The sequence below is a fragment of the Rhizobium sp. SL42 genome (genome assembly GCF_021729845.1).
Lineage (GTDB): Bacteria > Pseudomonadota > Alphaproteobacteria > Rhizobiales > Rhizobiaceae > Allorhizobium.
In genome coordinates this window covers 371,434-393,457 of the sequence record NZ_CP063398.1, presented here as the reverse complement: position 1 = coordinate 393,457, position 22,024 = coordinate 371,434, and the positions used below count along the sequence as shown (strand labels likewise).

The 22,024-nt window shown below is 59.6% G+C and carries 19 protein-coding genes and 1 pseudogene; 15 read left to right on the top strand and 5 right to left on the bottom strand.

Annotated elements, in window-relative coordinates:
• Positions 1 to 480: 480 nt before the first annotated feature.
• The 8 genes from IM739_RS20785 (at position 481) to IM739_RS20750 (ending at position 9,323) form a co-directional block, all read left to right on the top strand.
• A complete protein-coding gene (locus tag IM739_RS20785) occupies positions 481 to 1,701 on the top strand; it encodes an MHYT domain-containing protein (protein ID WP_237371142.1) in 1,221 nt (406 codons plus the stop codon).
• Positions 1,702 to 1,911: 210 nt separating this feature from the next.
• Positions 1,912 to 2,778, top strand: a complete 867-nt coding sequence (locus tag IM739_RS20780) for an FAD binding domain-containing protein (RefSeq protein ID WP_237371141.1) — start codon at positions 1,912 to 1,914, stop codon at positions 2,776 to 2,778.
• A gap of 10 nt (positions 2,779 to 2,788) precedes the next feature.
• Entirely contained in the window at positions 2,789 to 3,289 is a 501-nt protein-coding gene (locus IM739_RS20775) for a (2Fe-2S)-binding protein (RefSeq protein ID WP_237371140.1), read from the top strand.
• Positions 3,286 to 5,721: an aerobic carbon-monoxide dehydrogenase large subunit gene (locus tag IM739_RS20770; RefSeq protein WP_237371139.1), complete on the top strand. Its 2,436-nt coding sequence runs from the start codon at positions 3,286 to 3,288 to the stop codon at positions 5,719 to 5,721. The genes IM739_RS20775 and IM739_RS20770 overlap by 4 nt, the downstream gene beginning before the upstream one ends.
• Positions 5,722 to 5,734: 13 nt before the next feature.
• Positions 5,735 to 6,625, top strand: a complete 891-nt coding sequence (locus tag IM739_RS20765) for an AAA family ATPase (RefSeq protein WP_237371138.1) — start codon at positions 5,735 to 5,737, stop codon at positions 6,623 to 6,625.
• A gap of 1 nt (position 6,626) precedes the next feature.
• Positions 6,627 to 7,811 (top strand): vWA domain-containing protein, encoded by a 1,185-nt coding sequence (locus IM739_RS20760; RefSeq protein ID WP_237371137.1) that lies wholly within the window; start codon positions 6,627 to 6,629, stop codon positions 7,809 to 7,811.
• A gap of 2 nt (positions 7,812 to 7,813) precedes the next feature.
• Positions 7,814 to 8,632 carry an XdhC family protein gene (locus tag IM739_RS20755; protein ID WP_237371136.1) on the top strand — a complete coding sequence of 273 codons (819 nt, stop codon included), beginning with the start codon at positions 7,814 to 7,816 and terminating at the stop codon, positions 8,630 to 8,632.
• Between the two features lie 46 nt (positions 8,633 to 8,678).
• A complete protein-coding gene (locus IM739_RS20750; RefSeq protein ID WP_237371135.1) occupies positions 8,679 to 9,323 on the top strand; it encodes an SRPBCC family protein in 645 nt (214 codons plus the stop codon).
• A gap of 199 nt (positions 9,324 to 9,522) precedes the next feature.
• Here IM739_RS20750 and IM739_RS20745 read toward each other — a convergent pair whose 3' ends face one another.
• The 3 genes from IM739_RS20745 to IM739_RS20735 form a co-directional block, all read right to left on the bottom strand.
• Positions 9,523 to 10,284: an amino acid ABC transporter ATP-binding protein gene (locus IM739_RS20745; protein WP_237371134.1), complete on the bottom strand. Its 762-nt coding sequence runs from the start codon at positions 10,282 to 10,284 to the stop codon at positions 9,523 to 9,525.
• On the bottom strand, positions 10,281 to 10,961 hold the full coding sequence (locus IM739_RS20740; RefSeq protein ID WP_237371133.1) for an amino acid ABC transporter permease: 681 nt from the start codon (positions 10,959 to 10,961) through the stop codon (positions 10,281 to 10,283). The genes IM739_RS20745 and IM739_RS20740 overlap by 4 nt, the downstream gene beginning before the upstream one ends.
• 120 nt (positions 10,962 to 11,081) lie before the next feature.
• Positions 11,082 to 11,858 (bottom strand): amino acid ABC transporter substrate-binding protein, encoded by a 777-nt coding sequence (locus IM739_RS20735; RefSeq protein WP_237371132.1) that lies wholly within the window; start codon positions 11,856 to 11,858, stop codon positions 11,082 to 11,084.
• Here IM739_RS20735 and IM739_RS20730 point away from each other — a divergent pair.
• Positions 11,857 to 12,105 carry a hypothetical protein gene (locus IM739_RS20730; RefSeq protein ID WP_237371131.1) on the top strand — a complete coding sequence of 83 codons (249 nt, stop codon included), beginning with the start codon at positions 11,857 to 11,859 and terminating at the stop codon, positions 12,103 to 12,105. The genes IM739_RS20735 and IM739_RS20730 overlap by 2 nt on opposite strands.
• Here IM739_RS20730 and IM739_RS20725 read toward each other — a convergent pair.
• Entirely contained in the window at positions 12,067 to 13,659 is a 1,593-nt protein-coding gene (locus IM739_RS20725) for an MBL fold metallo-hydrolase RNA specificity domain-containing protein (protein ID WP_237371130.1), read from the bottom strand. The two genes, IM739_RS20730 and IM739_RS20725, sit on opposite strands and share 39 nt — an antisense overlap.
• Positions 13,660 to 13,976: 317 nt before the next feature.
• Here IM739_RS20725 and IM739_RS20720 point away from each other — a divergent pair, with 317 nt between their 5' ends.
• Positions 13,977 to 14,123 carry a DUF1127 domain-containing protein gene (locus IM739_RS20720; protein ID WP_237371129.1) on the top strand — a complete coding sequence of 49 codons (147 nt, stop codon included), beginning with the start codon at positions 13,977 to 13,979 and terminating at the stop codon, positions 14,121 to 14,123.
• Between the two features lie 521 nt (positions 14,124 to 14,644).
• Here the strand turns inward: IM739_RS20720 and IM739_RS20715 are convergent.
• Positions 14,645 to 15,811, bottom strand: a complete 1,167-nt coding sequence (locus IM739_RS20715; protein WP_237371128.1) for a dihydrodipicolinate synthase family protein — start codon at positions 15,809 to 15,811, stop codon at positions 14,645 to 14,647.
• 261 nt (positions 15,812 to 16,072) lie between these two features.
• Here IM739_RS20715 and IM739_RS20710 point away from each other — a divergent pair, with 261 nt between their 5' ends.
• From IM739_RS20710 to IM739_RS20690, 5 genes and pseudogenes are all read left to right on the top strand, one after another.
• Complete coding sequence (locus IM739_RS20710) at positions 16,073 to 17,119, top strand: LacI family DNA-binding transcriptional regulator (RefSeq protein WP_237371127.1); 1,047 nt, start codon at positions 16,073 to 16,075, stop codon at positions 17,117 to 17,119.
• Positions 17,116 to 18,120: a Gfo/Idh/MocA family protein gene (locus IM739_RS20705; protein ID WP_237371126.1), complete on the top strand. Its 1,005-nt coding sequence runs from the start codon at positions 17,116 to 17,118 to the stop codon at positions 18,118 to 18,120. The genes IM739_RS20710 and IM739_RS20705 overlap by 4 nt, the downstream gene beginning before the upstream one ends.
• 11 nt (positions 18,121 to 18,131) lie before the next feature.
• A pseudogene (locus IM739_RS20700) lies at positions 18,132 to 19,743 on the top strand (acyl CoA:acetate/3-ketoacid CoA transferase).
• On the top strand, positions 19,736 to 20,515 hold the full coding sequence (locus IM739_RS20695; RefSeq protein WP_237371690.1) for an enoyl-CoA hydratase/isomerase family protein: 780 nt from the start codon (positions 19,736 to 19,738) through the stop codon (positions 20,513 to 20,515). The pseudogene IM739_RS20700 and the gene IM739_RS20695 overlap by 8 nt, the downstream one beginning before the upstream one ends.
• The gene (locus tag IM739_RS20690) at positions 20,515 to 22,023 is read left to right on the top strand and encodes an aldehyde dehydrogenase family protein (RefSeq protein ID WP_237371689.1); all 1,509 of its coding nucleotides are present in this window, start codon (positions 20,515 to 20,517) and stop codon (positions 22,021 to 22,023) included. Before IM739_RS20695 ends, IM739_RS20690 begins: the two co-directional genes overlap by 1 nt.
• Position 22,024 lies beyond the last annotated feature (1 nt).

Below are 22,024 nucleotides of genomic sequence, written 5' to 3'. Positions count from 1 at the left end.
TGCGGGGCTTCCATCTCAATGCAATCTCTGGCTGACGAGCTGTTCGTGAAGCGCTTATCCCGTGCCTCGTCTTTAGGCCGGCCCGCGAGTTTTTTACCGGGTACCGCAATAGCAATCTGTCTGAAGTGATATGTCGGTGGTACCTTTATTGGGGTATCTTTCGGAAGGCGACTTCCAGCCGTCAGAGGTGGGGAGTCTGACCGATGGCCGCGCCGCGGCCCATTCGGTCTTGCCCAACGCAGCCGTGCGGCCGACAAGGGGCGGACTGCAGCCGACACCTGACCACAATCGACGATTGGAAATGACAATCCGCTCCACTCGACAAATCGGGCGTAAGATCGATAGATTGGCCGAGGTCATGTCGGGAGCGTGGCCCGGAGGCATTTCATATCGATTTACTGACGTCTGACTTTGGACTTTCGTCTGCGCGTGTCCCGTCACGTGCGGCATTCTTGGCTGAAAATGTTGGTGGCGATTGCGATGAATGAAATGGTGGCCTCTTTCACCTACAGCCCGATCCTTGTTGCGCTTTCCGTCCTGGTGGCGATCCAGGCAAGTTATGTCGGCATCAGTCTTGCCCTTTTGATCCCTGGTGCTTTTGCCAATCGGCGTCGCCTGCTGATCGCGGGATCGGCGACGACGCTCGCGGTCGGTATCTGGAGCATGCATTTCATCGGCATGCTGGCCGTGACGACCTCTGTTGCAATCGACTACGCGGTCTTGCCGACGCTTCTGTCATTCTTCGTAAGTGGTCTGGTCACCGGCGTTGCCATCTATCTGGCAAGCCTGCGCTCGCGACGTCTGTTGATCCTGGCAGCTTTTGCCATGGGGCTCGGCATTACAGCCATGCACTATGTCGGCATGATCGCCATTCATTCGGTCGTACATGTCAACCATGATCCGCTTTATGTACTAGCAAGCGTCACAATTGCCGTCGCCGCTTCAGGTCTTGCGCTCTGGCTCGCCTTTTCCGCCGACAGGCGGCCACCGCTTTTTCTCTGTGCCGTCGTGCTTGGCTGTGCTGTGTCGGGCATGCACTATATGGCGATGGCCGGCATGAGCCTGCATCTGCCCGGTCAGATGTCAGGCTCGCATGATGCCGTAGCCAAGTCGGTGATCTCAGGTGATATGTTGGCCATAATCGTCAGCGTGGTCGCCTGTACGATTTCCGCCGTCTTCATGCTGGCGCTGATTCCGTCCGAAACAAAGGAGGGTGCTGGAGATGCCTCATGGAATACGGCGCATGCGTCACTATCCGCGGGGATCGAGCCGTCGCCGGGAGATGACTGTGTCGGCGACGTGCGTGATGCCGGCTTGCCGTTAGCCGATCCTTCACTCGCTCTTTTGCCGGTAGAGAGAAACGGCGCTCGCTTTCACATCGCACCGGAAGAGATCGCCTCGGTTCATTCCAACGCCCATTACACCTATGTGTTCAATGGGCGCGACGATCTTTTCTGTCCCTTGTCAATTTCCGAGATCGCATCGCGCCTTGGCAAGGCACGCTTTTTCCGCACCCATCGCAGCTATATCGTCAATCTCGATTTCGTTGCGCGGGTCAAGAAGTCCGGGGATGCCGGGGTCGCGGAACTGGATACGCCCCTGCGCAGAACGGTTCCGGTCAGTCGCGCCAGGTTGACTGCGCTTCGTCATGAACTGGCCCTGCACCAGGTGTCTGCGCCGACAGGTATATCGCACGCATAGGTCAGCCCATCTGTCGCAGTTGGCGCAATCTGTACCGCAGTTCGTGCATTTTCAGGCATTTGGTGTGGTTGCACTTGTATCGAAGCGCTAATCTCCGCCTCCTTCTCCAACCCGACACCGTGCCTGAGGAGACGCGGTGAATTCGCCGGTGCAATGCGCCATGACGATTGGGTGACGGGCCGCGATACGTGCTTTGGGAGGAGCGCAATCATGATACCAGGAAGCTTTGACTACCATCGGCCAACGACGATTGTTGCGGCCGTCGCGCTGCTTACCGAGCTTGGAGAGGACGCCCGTCCCTTGGCAGGTGGTCACAGCCTCATCCCTTTGATGAAAACGCGTCTCGCCGCGCCCGAACACCTGATTGATCTGGGTGGCATCGAAGGGCTGAACGTCATCGAGCTTGATGGCGATGAGATTGTCATCGGAGCGATGACGACGCAGCATGCGTTGATATCGTCGCCGCTTTTGGCCGAATTCCTGCCGATCGTTCGTGAAACGGCGTTGATGATCGCGGACCCTCAGATCCGCTACAAGGGAACGATTGGTGGCAATTGTGCCAATGGTGATCCAGGCAATGACATGCCGGCACTGATGCAATGTCTGAACGCCCGTTACGCGCTGACGGGCGTTACCGGAACACGGGATGTGACAGCGCGCGGCTTCTATCTGGGCGCTTACGAAACCGAATTGGCGGCAGGAGAGATCCTGACATCCGTACGCATTCCCATCCCCCCTGGTGGTCATGGCTACGCCTACGAAAAACTCAAGCGCAAGGTGGGAGACTATGCAACCGCCGCCGCGGCCGTGATCCTGACCATGGCTGCTGGCACCTGCACCAGCGCCTCGATCGGCCTGACAAATGTGTCCGAAACGCCGCTCTGGGCTGCGGAAGCAGGCATGATACTCACCGGCACCATGCTCGATGCGGCGACCATCGACCGGGCTGTTGCTGCCGCAGAGGCAATCACCAATCCGGCATCCGACATGCGCGGGCCATCGGAATATCGCACCAAGATGGCGGGCGTCATGCTGCGCCGTGCACTTGAGCGGGCGCGCGCCCGCGCCACGGTTTGAGGGGGAAGCAATGACCAAGTCACACATCAAGGTCACCATCAACGGTAAGGTTGTCGAAGCGCTGGTCGAGCCGCGCACCTTGTTGATCCATTTTCTGCGCGAGCAGCAAAACCTTACCGGCGCCCATATCGGCTGCGACACCGGCCATTGCGGCGCATGCACCGTCGACATGGACGACATGTCGGTGAAAAGTTGCATGACGTTTGCAGTACAGGCGGATGGCGCGTCGATCACGACCATTGAAGGTATGGCCAATCCTGACGGTACGCTGAGCGCCTTGCAGGAAGGTTTTCGCATGATGCATGGCCTGCAATGTGGCTATTGCACGCCGGGCATGATCCTGCGGGCGCACCGCCTGCTGCAGGAAAATGCCAATCCGACCGAGGAGGAAATCCGCTACGGGATTGCCGGCAATCTCTGTCGCTGCACGGGTTACGTGAATATCGTCAAGGCCATCCAGTATGCGGCGGCCAAGATCAACGGAACACCCTTTCTGGAGGCGGCAGAATGAACGAGCAAGTCAAGATCGACATAGCCATCGACCGGGCCGAGCGCACCGAAAAGCTCCAGGGCATGGGCTGCAAGCGCAAACGCGTCGAAGACATCCGCTTCACCCAGGGCAAAGGCAACTACGTTGACGACATAAAGCTGCCCGGCATGCTGTTTGGCGATTTCGTTCGTTCGCCGCATGCCCATGCCCGCATCGTCAGCATCGATACCTCGCGAGCCAAGGCATTGCCAGGTGTGGTCGCGGTGCTTACCGCCGCTGATCTGAAGCCGTTGGGACTGCACTACATGCCGACGCTGGCCGGTGACGTGCAAGCGGTGCTCGCCGAACACAAGGTTCTGTTCCAGAACCAGGAAATTGCCTTCGTCATCGCCGAGGATCGCTATATCGCCTCCGATGCCACTGAACTGGTGGACGTGATCTATGAGGCGCTGCCCTGTATCGTCGATCCGTTCAAATCGATGGATGCGGATGCGCCCATCCTGCGCGAGGACATCCAGGACAAGATGGTTGGTGCCCATGGACCACGCAAGCACCCCAATCATATCTTCGAATGGACGATCGGTGACAAGGACGCGACCGACGCGGTATTTGCCAATGCCGACGTGGCGATCAAGGAAATGCTGGTCGATCACCGCACCCATCCCTCGCCGCTGGAGACCTGCCAGTCCCTGGCGTCTTTCGACAAGATCAAGGGCGAACTGACACTATGGGGCACCTTCCAGGCGCCGCATGTCATCCGTACCGTTGTGTCGCTGATTTCAGGGCTGCCGGAGCACAAGATCCATGTAATTGCCCCCGATATAGGCGGCGGTTTCGGCAATAAGGTCGGAGCCTATTCGGGCTATGTCTGCTCCGTGGTCGGCTCGATCGTGCTCGGCGTTCCGGTCAAGTGGGTCGAGGATCGGATGGAGAACCTGTCCACCACGTCCTTTGCCCGCGACTATCACATGAGCACCGAGCTAGCCGCCACCAGCGACGGCAAGATCCTCGCGATGCGCGTGCATGTACTGGCCGATCATGGCGCCTTCGATGCTTGCGCCGATCCGTCCAAGTGGCCGGCCGGTTTCATGAACATCTGCACGGGATCCTACGATATTCCCGTGGCGCATCTGGCGGTTGACGGCGTCTACACCAATAAGGCCTCTGGTGGCGTTGCCTATCGCTGTTCGTTTCGTGTGACGGAAGCGGTTTTTGCCATCGAGCGCGCCATCGAAGTGCTGGCGCAGAAACTCGGCATGGATTCCGCCGACCTGCGCATGAAGAACTTCATCAAGGCCGAACAGTTTCCCTACCAGTCGGCGCTGGGCTGGGAATATGACAGCGGCGATTATCACATGGCGATGCAGAAGGCGATGGATACCATCGGTTACCGCCAGCTGCGTGACGAGCAGTCTGCCAAGCGCGACGCGTTCAAACGGGGAGAGACCCGCGAGATCATGGGCATCGGCATTTCGTTCTTTACCGAAATCGTCGGCGCGGGACCGGCCAAGAATTGCGACATCCTCGGTATTGCCATGTTCGACTCTGCCGAAATCCGCATCCATCCGACCGGCTCGGTTATCGCTCGCATGGGCACCAAGAGCCAGGGGCAGGGGCATGAGACGACCTATGCCCAGATCATCGCGACCGAACTCGGCATTCCCGCAGACGATATCATGATCGAGGAAGGCAATACCGATACCGCGCCTTACGGTCTCGGCACCTACGGATCGCGTTCCACGCCCGTCGCCGGTGCCGCGACAGCAGTCGCCGCCCGCAAGATCAAGGCCAAGGCACAGATGATCGCGGCGCATATGCTGGAGGTTCACGAGGGTGATCTGGAATGGGACGTCGACCGGTTTCGGGTCAAGGGCCTGCCGGAAAAATTCAAGACCATGAAGGAAGTAGCATGGTCGGCCTATAATGCACCGCCACCGAACATGGAGCCGGGTCTCGAAGCCGTAAACTACTACGAGCCGCCCAACATGACCTATCCGTTCGGTGCGTATTTCTGCGTCATGGACATCGACGTCGATACCGGCGTGGCCAAGACACGACGCTTCTATGCGCTGGACGACTGCGGCACGCGCATCAATCCGATGATTATTGAAGGTCAGGTGCATGGCGGGCTGACCGAAGCCTTTGCCTGCGCAATGGGCCAGGAGATCCGCTATGATGACATGGGCAATGTCATGGGCGCCTCGTTCATGGACTTCTTCCTGCCGACCGCCGTGGAAACGCCGAAGTGGGAAACCGACTTCACCGTGACTCCATCGCCGCATCACCCGATCGGTGCCAAGGGTGTCGGCGAAAGCCCGCATGTCGGCGGTGTGCCGTGTTTCTCCAATGCGGTCAACGATGCCTACGCCTTCCTCGACGCCGGCCACATCCAGATGCCGCACGATGCCTGGCGTTTGTGGAAAGTCGGAGAGCGCCTGGGCCTGCACGCGTAAGATAGGACAGAGCATGGCGATCACGCTTCCTCAGGATCAGGTTGCCGGCGAGATGGCGGCGGTCGGGTATGTCCCCGATCGCGATCTGGCGACCGCACTTTGGCTCATGAACAGCCTGAAGCGGCCACTGCTGCTGGAGGGAGAGGCGGGTGTCGGCAAGACCGAGGTGGCGCGGGCCTTGGCTCTGGCGCGCGATACCCGGCTGATCCGGCTGCAATGTTATGAGGGACTGGACCAGAGTTCGGCGCTGTATGAATGGAACTACCAGCGGCAATTGCTGGCGATCAAGGCACGCGAGGGCCAGCATGGTTTGAACGCCGACCAGGTCGAGGAGCAGATCTTTTCGGAAAAGTACCTGCTGGAGAGGCCATTGCTGGCGGCCATCCGGCAGTCCAAACCGCCAGTGCTGCTGATTGATGAGATTGATCGTGCCGACGAGGAGTTCGAAGCCTTCTTGCTGGAACTGCTGTCGGATTTCCAGGTGTCTATCCCGGAACTCGGCACGATCAGCGCATTGACGATCCCAATGGTGATCCTGACCTCGAACGGCACGCGGGAATTGTCCGATGCGCTGCGCCGACGCTGCCTGTACCACTATGTCGATTTCCCCGATATCGATCGGGAGGCGCGCATCATCGTGTCGCGGTTGCCGCACATCGACGCGGCATTGGCGCTTCAGATCGCCAGCATGGTCAACCTGATCCGCAAGGAAGAACTGCGCAAGGCGCCCGGCATAGCCGAGACGCTGGATTGGGCGGCAACATTGGCTGGCCTTGATATCCGGGTTTTGCGGGACGAGCCTGAAGCCGTGTTCGAGACGTTGATGTGTCTGATCAAGACTGCGGAGGACAAGACGCGGATGACGCGGCAGGTATCGGACCGGCTGTTGGGCAAGGTGGCGTGAGATGAGCGCGTTGCGAATGAGCGAGGCTGATCTTGGCGCGATGATGCGGGCGAAGCTGTCGGGCTTTGTCACGACGCTGCGTGACAATGGGTTCATCATCGGCCTGGCCGAGATGCGCGATGCGCTCGGTGTGATGAGTGGCGCATGTGCTTCGCGACCATCCCGATTTCGACCGGCGCTTCGGGCGCTGTTCTGCAGCCGGCATTCGGATTGGCAGAAGTTCGACGAGATTTTTGACGCCTTTTGGACAGGACGCGGCATGAAGTCGGCGACGCGCATGACAGGCGCACCACGGAAGGCGCCGAGTGGCCTGCAGGCGGTGGCGGGAGGCCGAGGTTTGGGCGACAGCCTGAATGCCGACCATGTTCAGCGCGGCGAAGACGCCGAGCAGACGGAAGTTGGTCAGTCGAAGCGCGAGGGGGCGTCACACACCGAGACTTTGGCAAGAACCGATTTTCGCCACCTGACCGATCCGAACGATCTGGCCGCGGCCCACGATCTGGCGGCGCGTCTGGCGCGCAGCATGCGGGCACGGTTGACACGACGGATGCGTGCCCGGCGCGTTGGGCAGAGGCTCGATCTGAGGCGCACCATCCACAAGAGCATCGCGCATGGCGGCACGCCGATCGAACTCATCCATCGCCGTCGCAAGGACAAACCGCTGAGGCTGGTGGTATTACTGGACGCGTCTGGCTCCATGAGTCTCTATTCCGCGGTATTCCTACGCTTCCTCCATGGGGTGCTGGACGCATTTCGCGAGGCCGAAGCGTTCATCTTCCACACGCGGCTTATCCATGTGTCACCGGCCCTGCGCGAGCGCGATCCGCAGCGGGCAGTGGAGCGCATGTCGTTGATGGCAGAAGGTGTAGGCGGCGGCACGCGGATCGGCGAAAGTCTCGGCACCTTCAACCGCTGGCACGCCAAGCGCTGTCTCCATTCACGCAGCTGTGTTATAATTGTCTCTGATGGTTACGACACTGGACCCGCCGAGCAGCTAGGCGCGGAAATGCGGGCGCTGCGCCGCCGCTGTAGACGCATCGCCTGGCTCAATCCGTTGATCGGCTGGCGGGATTATGTGGCGGAAGCGGCCGGCATGAAGGCGGCGTTGCCTTATGTCGATCTGTTTGCCCCGGCCCACAATCTCGAGAGCTTGGGAGCCATCGAACCTTATCTGGCGAGGATCTGATCATGCGGCCGCCGTCCGACATACTCGATCTGGTGAGCGAAGCCCGGGCTCGTGGTGAGCCTTTTGCCATTGCAACCGTGGTCCGCACGGTCTCCGTCACCGCCGCCAAGGCTGGCGCGAAAGCCATCGTTCTGGCCGACGGCAGCATATCCGCCGGCTGGATCGGTGGCGGCTGCGCAAAGGGTGCTGTTTTGAGGGCGGCACATGAGGCCATCCGCGATGGTCAGCCCCGCCTGATCAGCATACAGCCGGAGGATCTGCTGGATATGCAGCAGGTTGCGCCGGGAGAGCAGAAAGACGGGATCTTTTATGCCCGCAATATGTGCCCAAGCCAGGGTACCATGGATGTCTTTGTCGAGCCCGTGTTGCCAAGACCGAATCTCATCATCCTCGGTGCTTCGCCGGTGGCGCTTGCGCTCGCTGATATTGCACGGCGCATGGGCTTTTTCATCACACTCTGTGCCCCGGCCGCCGACCGTTCCGGTTTTGATGATGTCGATCGCCTGATTGACGGACTCGATGTGCCGGTGGGTGTCACATCGGGCGACTTTGTCGTCATCGCCACCCAGGGACGTGGCGACAGTGCCGCGTTGAAGGCAGTTCTCGGCCTGACGGTTCGCTACATCGGTTTTGTCGGCTCAACGAAGAAATTTTCAGCGCTTCGTCGGGATCTTGAAGCGTCAGGCCTCGCAGTCGCGGCTATGGATGATATCCGATCACCCGCGGGCCTTGATCTCGGTTCCATCACGCCGGATGAAATCGCCTTTTCGATCGTCGCTGAAATGATCGAGGTCCGCCGTCGCGGCCAGAGACACGCCTGAGGCTTAGAAGCGTTTATCACGAGACACCGGAATTGGGAGAGACAATATGGATATGAATGGATCACAGCGGATCGAGGCGTCGCGGGAAACGGTTTTTGCCGGACTGAACGACGTCGATGTGCTTCGCCAATGTATTCCTGGATGCGATAGTATCGAAAAGACATCCGACACGGACATGGTCGCCAAGGTCACCTTGCGCATTGGGCCGGTCAAAGCCAGCTTTGCCGGTAAGGTCACGCTGTCCGATCTCGATCCGCCGAATGGTTACACGATCTCTGGCGAAGGGTCGGGTGGCATGGCCGGCTTTGCCAAGGGAAGCGCCAGAGTAACCTTGGAGCCGGACGGCGCCGCGACAATCCTGCACTATACCGTGACGGCCGAGATTGGCGGCAAGCTGGCGCAGATGGGCAGCCGCCTGATCGACAGCACCGCCAAGAAGCTGGCGGGTGACTTCTTTGCCAAATTCGGCGAGATCGTCGGCACGCCGCCCGCAGATAGCAGCGCGGCCGAAGCGGCACCCGATGGCGACGAGGCCCCCAAGAAGGGTTGGTTTGGTCGGCTTGTCGGCACCACATCGGCCGCATTGCTGCTAGTCGCGATGAGTTCCGATGTCTGCTGCCTCACTGGACAGCATCATGTTGTCGCGGACGAACTGGCGATTTCGATCTGTACGTCGCAGCCTGTCGTCTAGCCGAATCTCGACAACTGCCGCGCGTCCTAAGGGTGACTGTGGTTGGGCTGCGTAATCGGCAGATGCAGGCTAAGTGGAGCTTTGAGCTGCGTACATGCTTCTTGCCGTATCGGTTGTACGCGCCGGTTCCGCGCCACATGAGAGATATGCAAGGGCGATGACGGCGCTGATGCTAATGCTAGTGCTAATGCCGATGTGTTCATATGTCGTAGCTGTGGCCGGCGCTGAGTGACGAGATGAACTTCTTCGTGCGATCGCGTTCCGGTGCCTGGAAGATCGTTTTCGGTGCTCCGCTCTCGACGATCAGGCCGCCATCCAGGAACAGCACCTGGTCTGCGACACGCGAGGCAAGCCGCAGGTCATGGGTCGCCATGATCATGGTCGTTCCTTCGCGAGCAAGCCGGCTCAGCACTTCGACGACTTCTTCTGCAAGTTCCGGGTCGAGTGCCGATGTCGGCTCGTCGCAGAGAAGCACGCGGGGCGACGGTGCCAGCGCACGTGCGATTGCGACGCGCTGTTGTTGACCGCCAGAAAGCGTTGCCGGCCACGCATCGGCTTTGTGCGCCATGCCGACCTTTTGCAGAAGGTCGGCCGCATGATGCCGTGCCTTTTCCTTCGGCCATTTGAGTACGGTGACCAGCCCTTCCATGACATTCTCGATGGCAGTCTGGTGGGGGAATAACTGGAAATTTTGAAACACCATGCCGGTCTGGCGACGCAGGCGCTGGGTCGCATCCCATCCCGTCTTTTGGCCGGGTAGGAACCGGATGGTTTCCTCACCGAGGCGGATGGTGCCGGAGGTTGGCGATTCAAGCAGGTTGATGCAGCGCAGGAGCGTGCTCTTGCCGCCGCCGGAGGGGCCGACAAGTGCGGTGACGGTGCCTTCGGCGATCGTCACGCTGATGTCCTTCAGCACGACATTGTCGCCAAAGCGTTTTTCGATATGGGACAGTTCGATCATGTTCTGGCCTCCAGAAAGCCGCCATACCGGGCAAAGCGTTTTTCCAGCCGAACCTGCAAGGCCGAGAGGACAGAACTCATCGCGAGGTATATCAGGGCGGCCTCGATATAGAGGATCAAGGGCTCGTATGTTGTGGCCACAATGCGCTGGGCGGTCTGGAAAAGTTCAGGGACGGTTATGGCGGCCGCAAGCGACGTGTCTTTCACCAGCGAGATGAAGGTGTTGGAAAGCGGAGGAACCGCAACGCGTGCTGCTTGTGGCAGGATGGTGCGGCGCATCGCCTGGCTCCAGCTCATGCCGATGGAATAGGCGGCTTCCCATTGTCCACGCGGGACAGAGGCAATCACGGCACGTATGATTTCGGACGTGTAGGCGCCGATATTCAAGGTGAAGCCGATCAGGGCGGCGGGAAATGCATCCAGCAAAATGCCGAGGCTGGGAAGGCCATAAAAAATGACGAAGAGTTGCACCAGCAGCGGCGTGCCGCGGATCACCCAGACGTAGAAACGGGCGATCGCGACCAGCGGCCTCGGACCGAAGAGGCGCGTCACGGCGACCACAAGTCCGAGTGCAAGACCCAGTACGAAGGACAGGAGGGTTAGCGGAATGGTGAAGACCAGACCCGCCCATAAAAGCGGCTGGAGCGAATCCAGCATGAGTTGAAGCCAGGCGGGCAAGATCTGATTCCTCGAATGAAACAATCCGCTCCAAGCGTTTTGCGTCGCTTGGAGCGGATCAGACTATAGCGATACGCGGACCGGTTCGATACCGCCCCGCGCTTCGAGTTCCCAAACCTTTTATTTGGATACGTCGGCGCCGAAGTATTTTTGCGAAATCGCCTCATAGGTACCGTCAGCCTTGATGTCGTTCAAAGCCTTGTTGATGGCGTCCTGCAACTCTGTTTCGCCTTTGCGCAATATCACGCCGGAGTAATCGGCATCGGCCTGTTCGGCGACAATCTTCACGGGCGCATCGGGCTTCTGCTTCTTGAAGTCGAGGAAGGAGAGGCTGTCATTGATGGTGGCATCGGCACGGCCGGTCAGCACGAGCTGGATCGACTGGTCAAAGCCGTCCGTGCCGACGAGCTCGGCGCCCGATGCCTGGGCCAGTTTGCCGAAATTGCTGGAAAGTGACTGTGCCGCGGTCTTGCCGTTCAGATCGGCAAACGAGGTGATGCCGTCATTGTCGGCCTTGACGATCAGGACAGCCTTGGAGGCGATGTAAGGGTCGGAGAAGTCATACTTCTTCTTGCGTTCCTCGGTGATGCCAACCTGGTTGATCACGACGTCATAACGCTTGGCGTCGATGCCGGCGATCAGGCCGTCCCATTTTCCTTCGAGGAATTCCGCCGTTACGCCAAGCTTCTCGGCGATGGCCTTGCCGATCTCGACGTCGAAGCCAACCAGGGCGCCGGACGTGTCATGAAACGTAAACGGGGCATAGGTTCCTTCGGTGCCGATCTTCAGAACGCCCGCCGATTTGATCTCGTCAAGATTCGCGCCCGCGTGGGCAATACCCATGGAAAGGAACTGGGTGAATGCTGCGGCAGCAGCGAGTGTCTGAAACCATTTCATGGTGATTGTCCAATCTGTTGATCATTGGCCTGATAGTCCGGCGTTGATACAAGCGTCGCATGTCGTGCTGGTTATGGCGCCGGACAAATCCCCAATGTTTGCCTTAAACGGCGAAGGTTTTGTCATCGGTCGAACCGCAAGCGGAAATTTTGACCTTCCGGTCAAAATTTATGACGCAGATTGTCGTGTCGAAGGGCTCAAGCTTGGCTCAATCCTCACCGGCCAGCGCTCGCTTCAGTTTGCGTAGCACGACGCCGCGTTCCTTGTCGCTGGCTGCATTTTGCAGCTCGGCCTGCAGTTTGAGGATGAACGACTGGAATGTGTTGTGCCAGTCGTGGTGTCCAGCCCTCAGCGGTTCCAGGCGCAACGCGCGCGCTTCCGATACGTCAATCGCGGCATCCTTGGTGAGCTTGAATGCGGAATCGAGATGAGGTGTCACGATCCGGCTGTCATCAAGGATGGACGACAGGCGCTGGGCGAGACCAGAAAGAGCCGCCTCTTCGCCATGGACCAGAAATACCCCCGCCCTGATCGGCTGCCTTGCCTTGACCCATGACAGCAATTCCGTGCCGTCGGCATGGCCACTGTAGATCTCCAGCTTGCGGATGCGGGCACGCACCTTGATTTCGTCGCCTTGGATGCGGACTGTGGCCGCTCCATCTTCGAGAATCCGCCCCAGCGTTCCGGCCGCCTGATATCCGACAAGAAGGACCGTGCCATTGTCTCGCCAAAGCCAGTTTTTCAGGCGGTGGCGGATGCGCCCCGCCTCGCACATCCCGCTGGCGGCGATCACGATATGAAAGCCCCGGATGAAGTCGACGGCCTTGGACTGTTCGACCGTCTGGGTGAACCGCACGTTCTTCGCATGCAGCGCCTTGCTCAGCAATTGACCGTTTTCCATCCTGCGAGCATGCCGGGCGAAGATTTCGCTGGCGCGCGTGGCGAGCGGTGAATCGATGATGATCGGGCAAGTGTCCACGGCCTTGGTGTTCATGAGGTAAACAAGGTCCGCCAGAAGTTCCTGGGTTCGCTCGACCGCGAAGGAGGGAATGATCAGGGCGCCGTCGTGACGGTTGGCGGCGCGGACCTCGGCCATCAGTGCCGCACGGCGCGTCGGGTCCGATGTTTCAAGTCTCTCGCGATCGCCATAGGTGCTTTCACAAATGACGTAGTCGAAATCTGTCGGCGCCTTCGGATCGAATTGCAGCAGCTTGTGCTCCGGGCCAATGTCACCGGAAAACAGCAACCGAAGCGGACGATCGGCTGTTGCTATTTCGATCTCCACAGATGCCGAGCCGAGGAGATGGCCGGCATTCCATAGACGAAAGCGAATGGACCGCGTCGCTTGCTGCCAGACTTCCAGATCGACCGGCCTGAACAGCGTGAGGGAAACGGCCGCATCCTCGGCGGTATAGATCGGTTCGACACTTTCACGGCCCCGACGTTCGTTGCGCCTGTTGAGATGCACGACCTCGCTTTCCTGGATATGGGCAGAATCCGGCAGCATGATCGAACACAAGTCCGCCGTTGGCTGCGTCGCATAGATCGGCCCTTCGTACCCGGCCTTTGCAAGCTTGGGTAACAGGCCGGAGTGATCGATATGGGCATGTGTCAGGATGACAGCGTCGATCCGGTGCGGCTGGAACGGAAAGGGCCGGTAGTTCAGTTCCTTCTCTGTCTTGGAACCTTGAAACATGCCGCAGTCGATCAGGACCCGTTGATCCTGCCATTCCAGCAGATGACATGAGCCGGTGACGGCCCCTGCTGCTCCATGAAAACGGAGAATCGGTTCGTCCGACATGTTCCATCCTCCTCAGGGAAGTCGTCCGATGGCGATCCTAGTTCGAAGGCATACGTTGGCCATGATCCACATCAAGCAATTTGACGTCCCATTTGCCGATCTTGTTCCGTTGCGATGGGTTCCTTGGTCATGGCCGAGGTGTTCGAAAGTCCCTGTTTACTTCGACCGCACTCGGCTGATGCATAATTTGCATGGCTGACCTGTGAGCTTGTCACTTTTGCAAGGGCGTGCAATCGCCTATATTCCAATCATCGAAACGACGTTGGAACTGAAGCAAGGTTGCTGGCGTCAAAGAGACCTCACGAAAGGGGATCATCATGAACGTAGCACGCTCTTTTAATAACTGGCGCAAGTATCGTCAGACGGTTGCAGAACTGGGCCGCATGTCGAGCCGCGAACTGTCCGATATCGGTATCAGCCGTGCCGACATCAACCGCGTTGCCCGTGGAGCATACGCTCGCTAAAGACTGCAGACTTTCTCGCATGCCGCACGACGCCCGCTGATGACGCGGGCGTTTTTGCGTTTGGGCTTGTGTTTGGCTTGGTATTTGGGATTGGGTCGCGCGGTGCAATCCCGCCCGCCCGTTGCGCCAGTCTTGCGGGCCTAGGCGGCGGATCTTGCGTGCAGGAGTGTCACTGTTTTTGCATGGCTGCACTGCAACAAAGCGCATTTTATAAGCACGGCGATGCTGTATGTTGGTTTTCAACGAAGCGATGCACCTCCTCCCGCAGAGCTTCGTGTTTCAGGCGACCCACTCCTCCTCCCAGGGGCGCCTGTAGGAACAGCGGCACTCCTCCTCCCAGTCGCTGTTCATCCATTCGAAAAGCCTGCCGCACCTCCTCCCGCGGCAGGCTTTTTTCGTTTCTGGGCTATCCTCGAACTATTGGCACGTTTTTTGAGACGGCGTGGCGCGGTTGCCGATGAAGTCGGGTCGGTGGGTCGCGTTCGCGCAACTGACAGACGCTGCCGTTGACGCCGGATCGGCTATTCGATGCCGTAGATTCCGGCGAAGTTCTTCATCCGTCTGGTCGCCAGGTCGGGATTGTCGAGCACGTTTGCCTGATCGGCAAGGCGGAAGATATCCGCATAGTGCAAGATCCCCCGCGCTGATTGCATGCCGGCAGGCAGGCTGAAATGGCTCTGGTGGCCGTTCAGCCATGCGAGAAATACGACGCCCGCCTTGTAGTACTGCGTCGGGGCTTCGAAGATTTTTCGCGACAAGGGGACTGTGGGCTCAATGACGGCGCGGAAGGTTTTTGCGTCGCCGTTTGCAAGGCAAGCAAGCGCCTTGGAGGCTGACGGAGCCACCGCATCGAAAATGCCGAGCAAGGCGTGGCTGTGGCGCTTCCCGTCGCCTTCGATCAACTCGGCGTAGTTGAAGTCATCGCCGGTGAAGCAAAGTACGCCTTGCGGCAGCCGGTCACGCAGCGCGACTTCCTTGCTGTTTTCTAGAAGCGAGATCTTGATGCCTTCAATCTTGTCCCTGTTTTCAGAGATAATGTTCAGCACGCAGTCGAGCGCCTGTTCGAAATCCTTGCTGCCCCAATAGCCGGCAAGCTGGGGATCGAACATGTCGCCGAGCCAGTGAAGCACGACCTTGTCCTTCGCCTGGGAAAGGATGCGGCCATAGACCTTGATGTAGTCGTCGGCCGATACCGCAACGCGGGCCAGTGCGCGGCTTGCCATCATGATGCCGCGGCCGCCGAATTTTTCCACGTATTCGAGCTGTGTTTCATAGGCGGCGATCACGTCGTCGATTGATCGCGTGTCCGCCGGTGCCAGATGATCCGTCCCGACACCGCAGGCGAGATCGGCGCCCTCGACGGTCTTTGCCTCCGCTAGAGAGCGGCGGATAAGTTCCTGCGCGCCAATCCAGCCCAAGCCCATGCCGCGCTGAGAGGTGTCCATGGCCTCGGCAATCTTGAAGCCAAGGCTCCAGAGATGGTGTCGGAAAGCCATGGTCGTGTCCCAGTCGATGGCTGGTCGGTTCCATGGGTCGTGGTCTGAGAAGGGGGCCGATACGACATGGGCGGCGGCATAGGCAATTCGATTGAAAATCGGTGGGGTGGAAGGTCTTTCGACCGGGGTTCCGATCAGTGTGTAAGGGGCGGCGGTTCCGTCCGCAGCGGGCAGGTTCAATGTCAGGGTCATGGGGTTCTCCTCGTCCGTGCCAATTGCCAATAATTTAGATCGTTCCAAATATCAAGATGAATGGTTGGAATCATTGATCGAGGGATTTCATCCCGAAACAACGCGTATGGGGCGAAGCATCAGATTTATTCAGTGAAATTCTAGTGGCGATATCTTCTGTTAGGCGGGGAGCGAGGCGGTCGGGTTCGATTTTTTCGCCTTGACGAATTGGAACGTTCCAATTATGGAGGGTGACACTTGCGAAAGTCGCAGGAGGAATTGATGAGTGCTGCACGGGTGACCGTCATTGATATCGCGAAAGCGGCGGGTGTTTCGAAGTCCACGGTGTCCCTCGTTCTGCAGGGCTCGCCGCTGGTCAATGAGATGACGCGCGCCAAGGTGACGGCCGTGATGCGCGAGCTGGGCTATGTCTATAATCGCGGTGCTGCAAATCTTCGCCAGTCGAGTGCAAAGTCAAAGATCGTCGGTGTTGTCGTCAATGACCTGACCAATGGATTCTTCGCCGAGGTCGCGGTCGGCGTCGATATGGTCGTGCAGTCGGCCGGTTTCGTGCAGTTTCTCGCTAATACCAATGAAAGCGTCGATCGCCAGCTCGAGGTGATCGCCTCGATGCGCGAGCACGGCATTTCAGGCTTGATCATATCGCCGGCGCGCGGCTCGAAGGCTGTGGATTTCAAGCCTCTGGTCAGCGCCGGGATTCCGGTCGTGCTGATGGTGCGCAACATTCAAGGCTCCAAAGTCTCGTCGATCACCTCCGACAATCATGCGGGCATGTATGCAGCCGTCGAACATCTGGCATCGCTCGGTCACAGGCGCATCGCCTTTTTCGGTGGCTTTCCTGATATGTCCATTTTTGACGAGCGCCTTGCAGGTTACCGCGATGGGATGATGGTTGCCGGTCTTGGTTTTGACGAGGACCTCGTGTTTCCGTCTGCGCCATCGCGCGCAGGGGGAGTGGAAGCCCTGGGGCGCGCCCTGTCCATCGCCGATCGGCCTACGGCCTGTGTGTCGTTCAACGATGCGGTCGCCTTCGGAGTTTGCGACGGCCTGCGGTCTCATCGGCTGGAGCCGGGTGCCGATTTTGCCGTGGTCGGCTTTGATGACGTCATCGAGGCCAAGTCGACCGTGCCCGCCCTGACGACGATATCCGTCGATCCGCAAGGCATGGGGCGTCGTGCCGCACAGCTTCTGCTCAAGCAGATCAATGCGGGCAAGCCGGAGCCGGAATCCCTGGTGGGTGCTGTTCGTCTCGTCGTCCGGGAGAGCTGCGGAGCGACGAAGGCTAGCCCTGGGAGGAAGGCATCATGACGGTAGGTTGGGGGTTGGTTGGTGCCAGTACCATCGCACGCGAATGGGTGATCGGCGCGATCCGTGCGACCGGTGGCCAGGTTGTCTCGGTAATGAGCTCGGATGCAGAACGCGCCAAAACCTATGCCCGGGAAAATGGGATTGATCGGTCGACCGCCGATCTGTCCGTTCTGCTGGCCGATCCGGCAATCGCCGCCGTTTACATCTCGACGACCAACGAGAAACATGGCGAGCAGGCCATTGCCGCAGCCAGGGCAGGAAAGCATGTGCTTTGCGAAAAGCCGCTTGCGATGACCCTTGCGGACGCGCATGCGATGGTTAGATGCGCCCGTGAGGCCGGCGTCGTTCTGGCGACCAATCACCACCTGCGCAATGCGTCCAGCCACATTGCCATGCGAGATGCGATTGCCGCTGGCAAGATCGGCCGGCCGCTTGCCGCCCGCGTCTTCCATGCCGTCTATCTGCCGCCGCACCTGCAGGGCTGGCGTCTCGACAAACCGTCGGCTGGTGGCGGCGTGATCCTCGATATAACCGTGCACGACGCTGACACGCTGCGTTTCGTTCTGGGTCGCAATCCAATCGAAGTAACGGCATTTTCGCAATCCGGCGGCATGGGTCGGCAAGGCCTTGAGGATGCGGTCATGGGTGTCATGCGTTTCGAGGACGGCATTCTCGCCCAGTTCCATGATGGCTTTACCACCCGATTTGCCGAGACCGGCTTTGAAGTCCACGGCACGGAGGGCTCTCTTGTGGCGCGCAACGTCATGACCCAGCGCCCTGTGGGGTCCGTGACGCTTCGTAGCGAGGGCGGCGAAGAGGTGCTCATTCTGGGCAACCGCAATCTCTACGAGACAGGCCTTGATGCCTTCCATGCCGCAATCGCCGGCAACGGCAGGCCTTCGGCAACTGGAGAAGACGGTATCTGGTCGCTGGCGACGGGCTTGGCCGTTGTCGAGGCCGCCAGATCCGGGCGCGCCGTCAATGTAGAAACCGGACTTTGAGCAGGGTCACCATGAACAAGCACATCACCCCCGCCGCCGCCGCCGCCCTTATCCCGGATGGCGCTGTCGTGTCTGTCTCCTCGTCCAGTGGCCTTGGCTGCCCGGACCTCATGTTGAAGGCCATCGGCGAGCGCTTCGAGACAACCGGCCATCCGCGCGACATCACCACGCTTCACCCGATTGCGGCCGGCGATATGAGCGGCATCAAGGGTGTCGATCACATCGCCAGGAAAGGCTTGTTGAAGCGTATTCTGGGTGGCTCATATCCTTCGGGCCCATCGACATCGGAGCCGCCGCTGATCTGGCAGATGATCACCGGCAACGAAATCCCGGCCTACAATATTCCGTCTGGCATCCTGTTCGATATGCACCGGGAGGCTGCCGCCAAGCGCCCGGGTGTGCTGACAAAGGTCGGGCTGGACACCTTTGTCGATCCGGAACGCCAGGGATGCGCGATGAATGCCGCCGCCGGGCGAGGCTGTGGTTAAGCGCGTTGAATTCGAGGGGGAGGAATGGCTGTTTTTCCCGTCGATCATCCCACAGGTATCCATCATCCGGGCAACAACGGCCGACGAGCACGGCAACCTGACCTATGAACACGAAGGGGCCTATCTCGGCGGTCTCGACCAGGCGCTGGCTGCTCGCAACAATGGCGGCATCATCATCGCCCAGGTCAAGCGCATCACCAAGGATGGTTCGCTGAAGCCACATGACGTGCGTGTGCCCGGTATGCTTGTCGACTACATCGTGGTCGATCCCGACCAGAAACAGACCACGCAGACCGTCTACGATCCGGCGATCTCCGGCGAGATCTTCCGTCCTCTGGAAACGTTCAGCGTGCCGGAATTCAACATCCAGAAGGTGATTGCCCGTCGCGTGGCGCAGGAATTACAGGCCAATAGCTGCGTCAATCTCGGTTTCGGCATTTCCGCCAATGTGCCGCGCATCCTGATGGAGGAAGGCCTGCATGGGGCGGTGACCTGGGTGATCGAACAGGGCGCTGTCGGGGGCGTGCCGCTTCTCGATTTCGCGTTTGGCTGCGCGTCGAATGCCGATGCCTATATGCCATCGCCCTACCAGTTTACCTACTTCCAGGGTGGCGGCTTTGATGCCTCGCTGCTTTCCTTCCTGGAGATCGGCAGGGATGGCTCCGTCAACGTTTCAAAGCTCTCTTTCCGCCCGCATGTGACGGCAGGAGCAGGCGGCTTTGTCGACATTACGGCCAGAGCCCGCAAGATCGTCTTTTCCGGCATGTTCAACGCCGGTGCAAAGCTTGCCATCGACGCCGGAAAGCTTGTGATCGAGAAGGAAGGAAAGCTCAAGAAACTGGTGAACGAGGTCGAGCACGTCACATTTTCCGGCAAGCGTGCGATCGAACAGGGTCAGGACATTACCTATGTCACGGAGCGCTGTGTGATGAAGCTGACACAGGCCGGTATTGTGCTGACGGAAATCGCGCCCGGTATCGAACTTCAGGCAGATATTCTCGATCAGTCCGATTTCCCGCTGGCGGTTTCGCCCGATCTCAAGCTGATGGATGCGAGCCTGTTTGACGAAGGCCGCATCGGCCTTGAGTTGCCCACCAAGGCGCCCATGGTTCTGGAGGGTCGTTTCCATGGCTAGCGGTACGGTCCGGATCGATATTGAGGAGCATGTGGCGATCCTTACCGTGTCGCGGCCGGAAAAGCGCAATGCGCTCGACCTCGACATGCTGAAAGCGCTCACCGATGCCGCAGACGAAGTGGAGGCGAATAGCCAGGTTCGCGCCGCCGTCCTCACGGGTGAAGGCAAGGGTTTCAGCGCCGGCGGCGATATCAAGGCCTGGGGCGGCATGCGGCCGGAAGAATTCGGCCACGCCTGGGTCCGCCACGGTCACCGTGTTTTTGAGCGAATGGCAACGCTGCGCATGCCGCTGATCGCCGCCATCAACGGCGATGCATTGGGTGGTGGCCTGGAACTTGCCGGCATTGCCGATATCCGGATCGCCGAAGAGCAGGTCCGGGTTGGTCTGCCCGAGACCGGCCTTGGCATGGTGCCTGGCTGGTCCGGCACGCAAAGGCTCGTCAAGCGCTTCGGCGCGCAGGTGGTGCGCCGCATGGCACTCGGCGGCGAAATCTTCACGGCTGAACAGGCCCAGGCACACGGCATCGTCGATAGTGTGACCGCGACCGGAAACGCTGTTGCCGCAGCGAAAGACTATGCGAGGCGGATCGCTGATCGCGGTCCTGCAGCGCTTGAAATGGTCAAGCTGATGATTGCCGTTTCGAGCGGCGAAGACAATGGCGCGGCGGTCGAGGCGCTCGGCTCTATTCTGGCGGCAAAGACCGGCGACCTTAAGGAAGGCGTATCCGCATTCAGCGACAAGCGCCCACCAAAATTCAAGGGAGAATGGTAATGACAGTCCTGGTAAGCCCGAAAGCGCTCAGAGACACGACCGCACGCGACTTCAAGATGCTGATCGATGGCGATTGGGTTGAGGGTAGGGGAGAGCCGATCGAGCGCGTGGCGCCAAGCCATGGCGTCATCGTCAGCCGTTTCCAGGCTGGAAGCAAGGCTGATGCTGAGCGCGCCATCGCCGTTGCCCGCCAGGCATTCGATACAGGCCCCTGGCCGCGCATGACGGCTTCCGAGCGTTCCGCCATCCTGCTGAAAGCTGCGGATCTGATTGCATCGCGTGCCGAAGAACTTGCCTATCTCGATGCAATTGAAGCCGGCAAGCCGATCAGCCAGGTTCGCGGTGAAATCGCCGGTTCCGTCGACATCTGGCGCTATGCGGCTGCCCTTGCGCGCGACCTGCATGGCGAAAGCTATAATACGCTGGGCGATGGCACTCTCGGTGTCGTGCTGCGCGAGGCGATCGGGGTCGTCTCGATTATCACGCCATGGAATTTTCCGTTCCTGATCGTCGGCCAGAAACTCCCCTTCGCGCTGGCGGCCGGTTGCACCACAGTGGTCAAGCCATCCGAACTGTCATCTGGATCGACCATCGTGCTGGGCGAGATCCTGCTTGAAGCGGGTGTGCCGAAAGGCGTCGTCAACATCGTCACGGGAACCGGCCCGGAGGTCGGCGCCGTGCTGACTGCGCATCCCGATGTCGATATGGTGTCATTCACCGGTTCGACTGGTGTCGGCAAGTTGACGATGCGAAACGCCGCAGAGACACTGAAAAAGGTCTCGCTGGAGCTCGGCGGCAAGAACCCGCAGATCGTCTTTCCGGATTGTGATCTTGACGCTTTCGTCGATGCGGCTGTCTTCGGTGCCTACTTCAATGCCGGCGAGTGCTGCAATGCCGGATCCCGTCTTATCCTGCACAAGAGCATCGCCAGCGATGTGGTTGCTCGCATTGCCGAATTGTCGAAGAAGGTGCGCGTTGGCGACCCGCTCGATCCGACCACCCAGGTCGGTGCGATCATCACGCCACAGCATCTGGAAAAGATTTCCCGCTACGTCACCGGCGCGGCTGCGAGTGGTGCTGCGATCTCCCATGGTGGCGAGACGCTTGACTTCGGCATGGGTCAGTTCATGGCCCCGACGATCCTGTCGGGTGTGACGCCCGACATGGCTGTTGCCCGTGAGGAGGTCTTCGGTCCGGTGCTGTCGGTGCTGACATTTGAGACGGCAGCAGAAGCAATCAAGATTGCCAATTCCATAGACTACGGACTTTCGGCCGGCGTCTGGAGCCGGGATTTCGACACCTGCCTGACGGTCGGCCGCAATGTGCGCGCCGGAACCGTGTGGATGAATACATTCATGGACGGCGCGTCGGAACTTCCCTTCGGTGGCTACAAACAGTCAGGTCTCGGTCGAGAATTGGGTCGCCACGCGGTCGAGGACTATACGGAGACCAAGACACTGAACATGCATATTGGCAGTCGTACCAACTGGTGGATGCCACGCGCCTGAG

Excerpts from the sequence above, each read along its gene's own strand:
- IM739_RS20750 (WP_237371135.1), top strand. The coding sequence starts at position 8,679 with ATGGATATGAATGGATCACAGCGGATCGAGGCGTCGCGGGAAACGGTT.
- IM739_RS20765 (WP_237371138.1), top strand. The coding sequence starts at position 5,735 with ATGGCGATCACGCTTCCTCAGGATCAGGTTGCCGGCGAGATGGCGGCG.
- IM739_RS20785 (WP_237371142.1), top strand. The coding sequence starts at position 481 with ATGAATGAAATGGTGGCCTCTTTCACCTACAGCCCGATCCTTGTTGCG.
- IM739_RS20735 (WP_237371132.1), bottom strand. The coding sequence starts at position 11,858 with ATGAAATGGTTTCAGACACTCGCTGCTGCCGCAGCATTCACCCAGTTC.
- IM739_RS20780 (WP_237371141.1), top strand. The coding sequence starts at position 1,912 with ATGATACCAGGAAGCTTTGACTACCATCGGCCAACGACGATTGTTGCG.
- IM739_RS20705 (WP_237371126.1), top strand. The coding sequence starts at position 17,116 with ATGACGGTAGGTTGGGGGTTGGTTGGTGCCAGTACCATCGCACGCGAA.
- IM739_RS20710 (WP_237371127.1), top strand. The coding sequence starts at position 16,073 with ATGAGTGCTGCACGGGTGACCGTCATTGATATCGCGAAAGCGGCGGGT.
- IM739_RS20715 (WP_237371128.1), bottom strand. The coding sequence starts at position 15,811 with ATGACCCTGACATTGAACCTGCCCGCTGCGGACGGAACCGCCGCCCCT.
- IM739_RS20725 (WP_237371130.1), bottom strand. The coding sequence starts at position 13,659 with ATGTCGGACGAACCGATTCTCCGTTTTCATGGAGCAGCAGGGGCCGTC.
- IM739_RS20690 (WP_237371689.1), top strand. The coding sequence starts at position 20,515 with ATGACAGTCCTGGTAAGCCCGAAAGCGCTCAGAGACACGACCGCACGC.
- IM739_RS20745 (WP_237371134.1), bottom strand. The coding sequence starts at position 10,284 with ATGATCGAACTGTCCCATATCGAAAAACGCTTTGGCGACAATGTCGTG.
- IM739_RS20720 (WP_237371129.1), top strand. The coding sequence starts at position 13,977 with ATGAACGTAGCACGCTCTTTTAATAACTGGCGCAAGTATCGTCAGACG.
- IM739_RS20755 (WP_237371136.1), top strand. The coding sequence starts at position 7,814 with ATGCGGCCGCCGTCCGACATACTCGATCTGGTGAGCGAAGCCCGGGCT.
- IM739_RS20730 (WP_237371131.1), top strand. The coding sequence starts at position 11,857 with ATGGTGATTGTCCAATCTGTTGATCATTGGCCTGATAGTCCGGCGTTG.
- IM739_RS20770 (WP_237371139.1), top strand. The coding sequence starts at position 3,286 with ATGAACGAGCAAGTCAAGATCGACATAGCCATCGACCGGGCCGAGCGC.
- IM739_RS20695 (WP_237371690.1), top strand. The coding sequence starts at position 19,736 with ATGGCTAGCGGTACGGTCCGGATCGATATTGAGGAGCATGTGGCGATC.
- IM739_RS20760 (WP_237371137.1), top strand. The coding sequence starts at position 6,627 with ATGAGCGCGTTGCGAATGAGCGAGGCTGATCTTGGCGCGATGATGCGG.
- IM739_RS20775 (WP_237371140.1), top strand. The coding sequence starts at position 2,789 with ATGACCAAGTCACACATCAAGGTCACCATCAACGGTAAGGTTGTCGAA.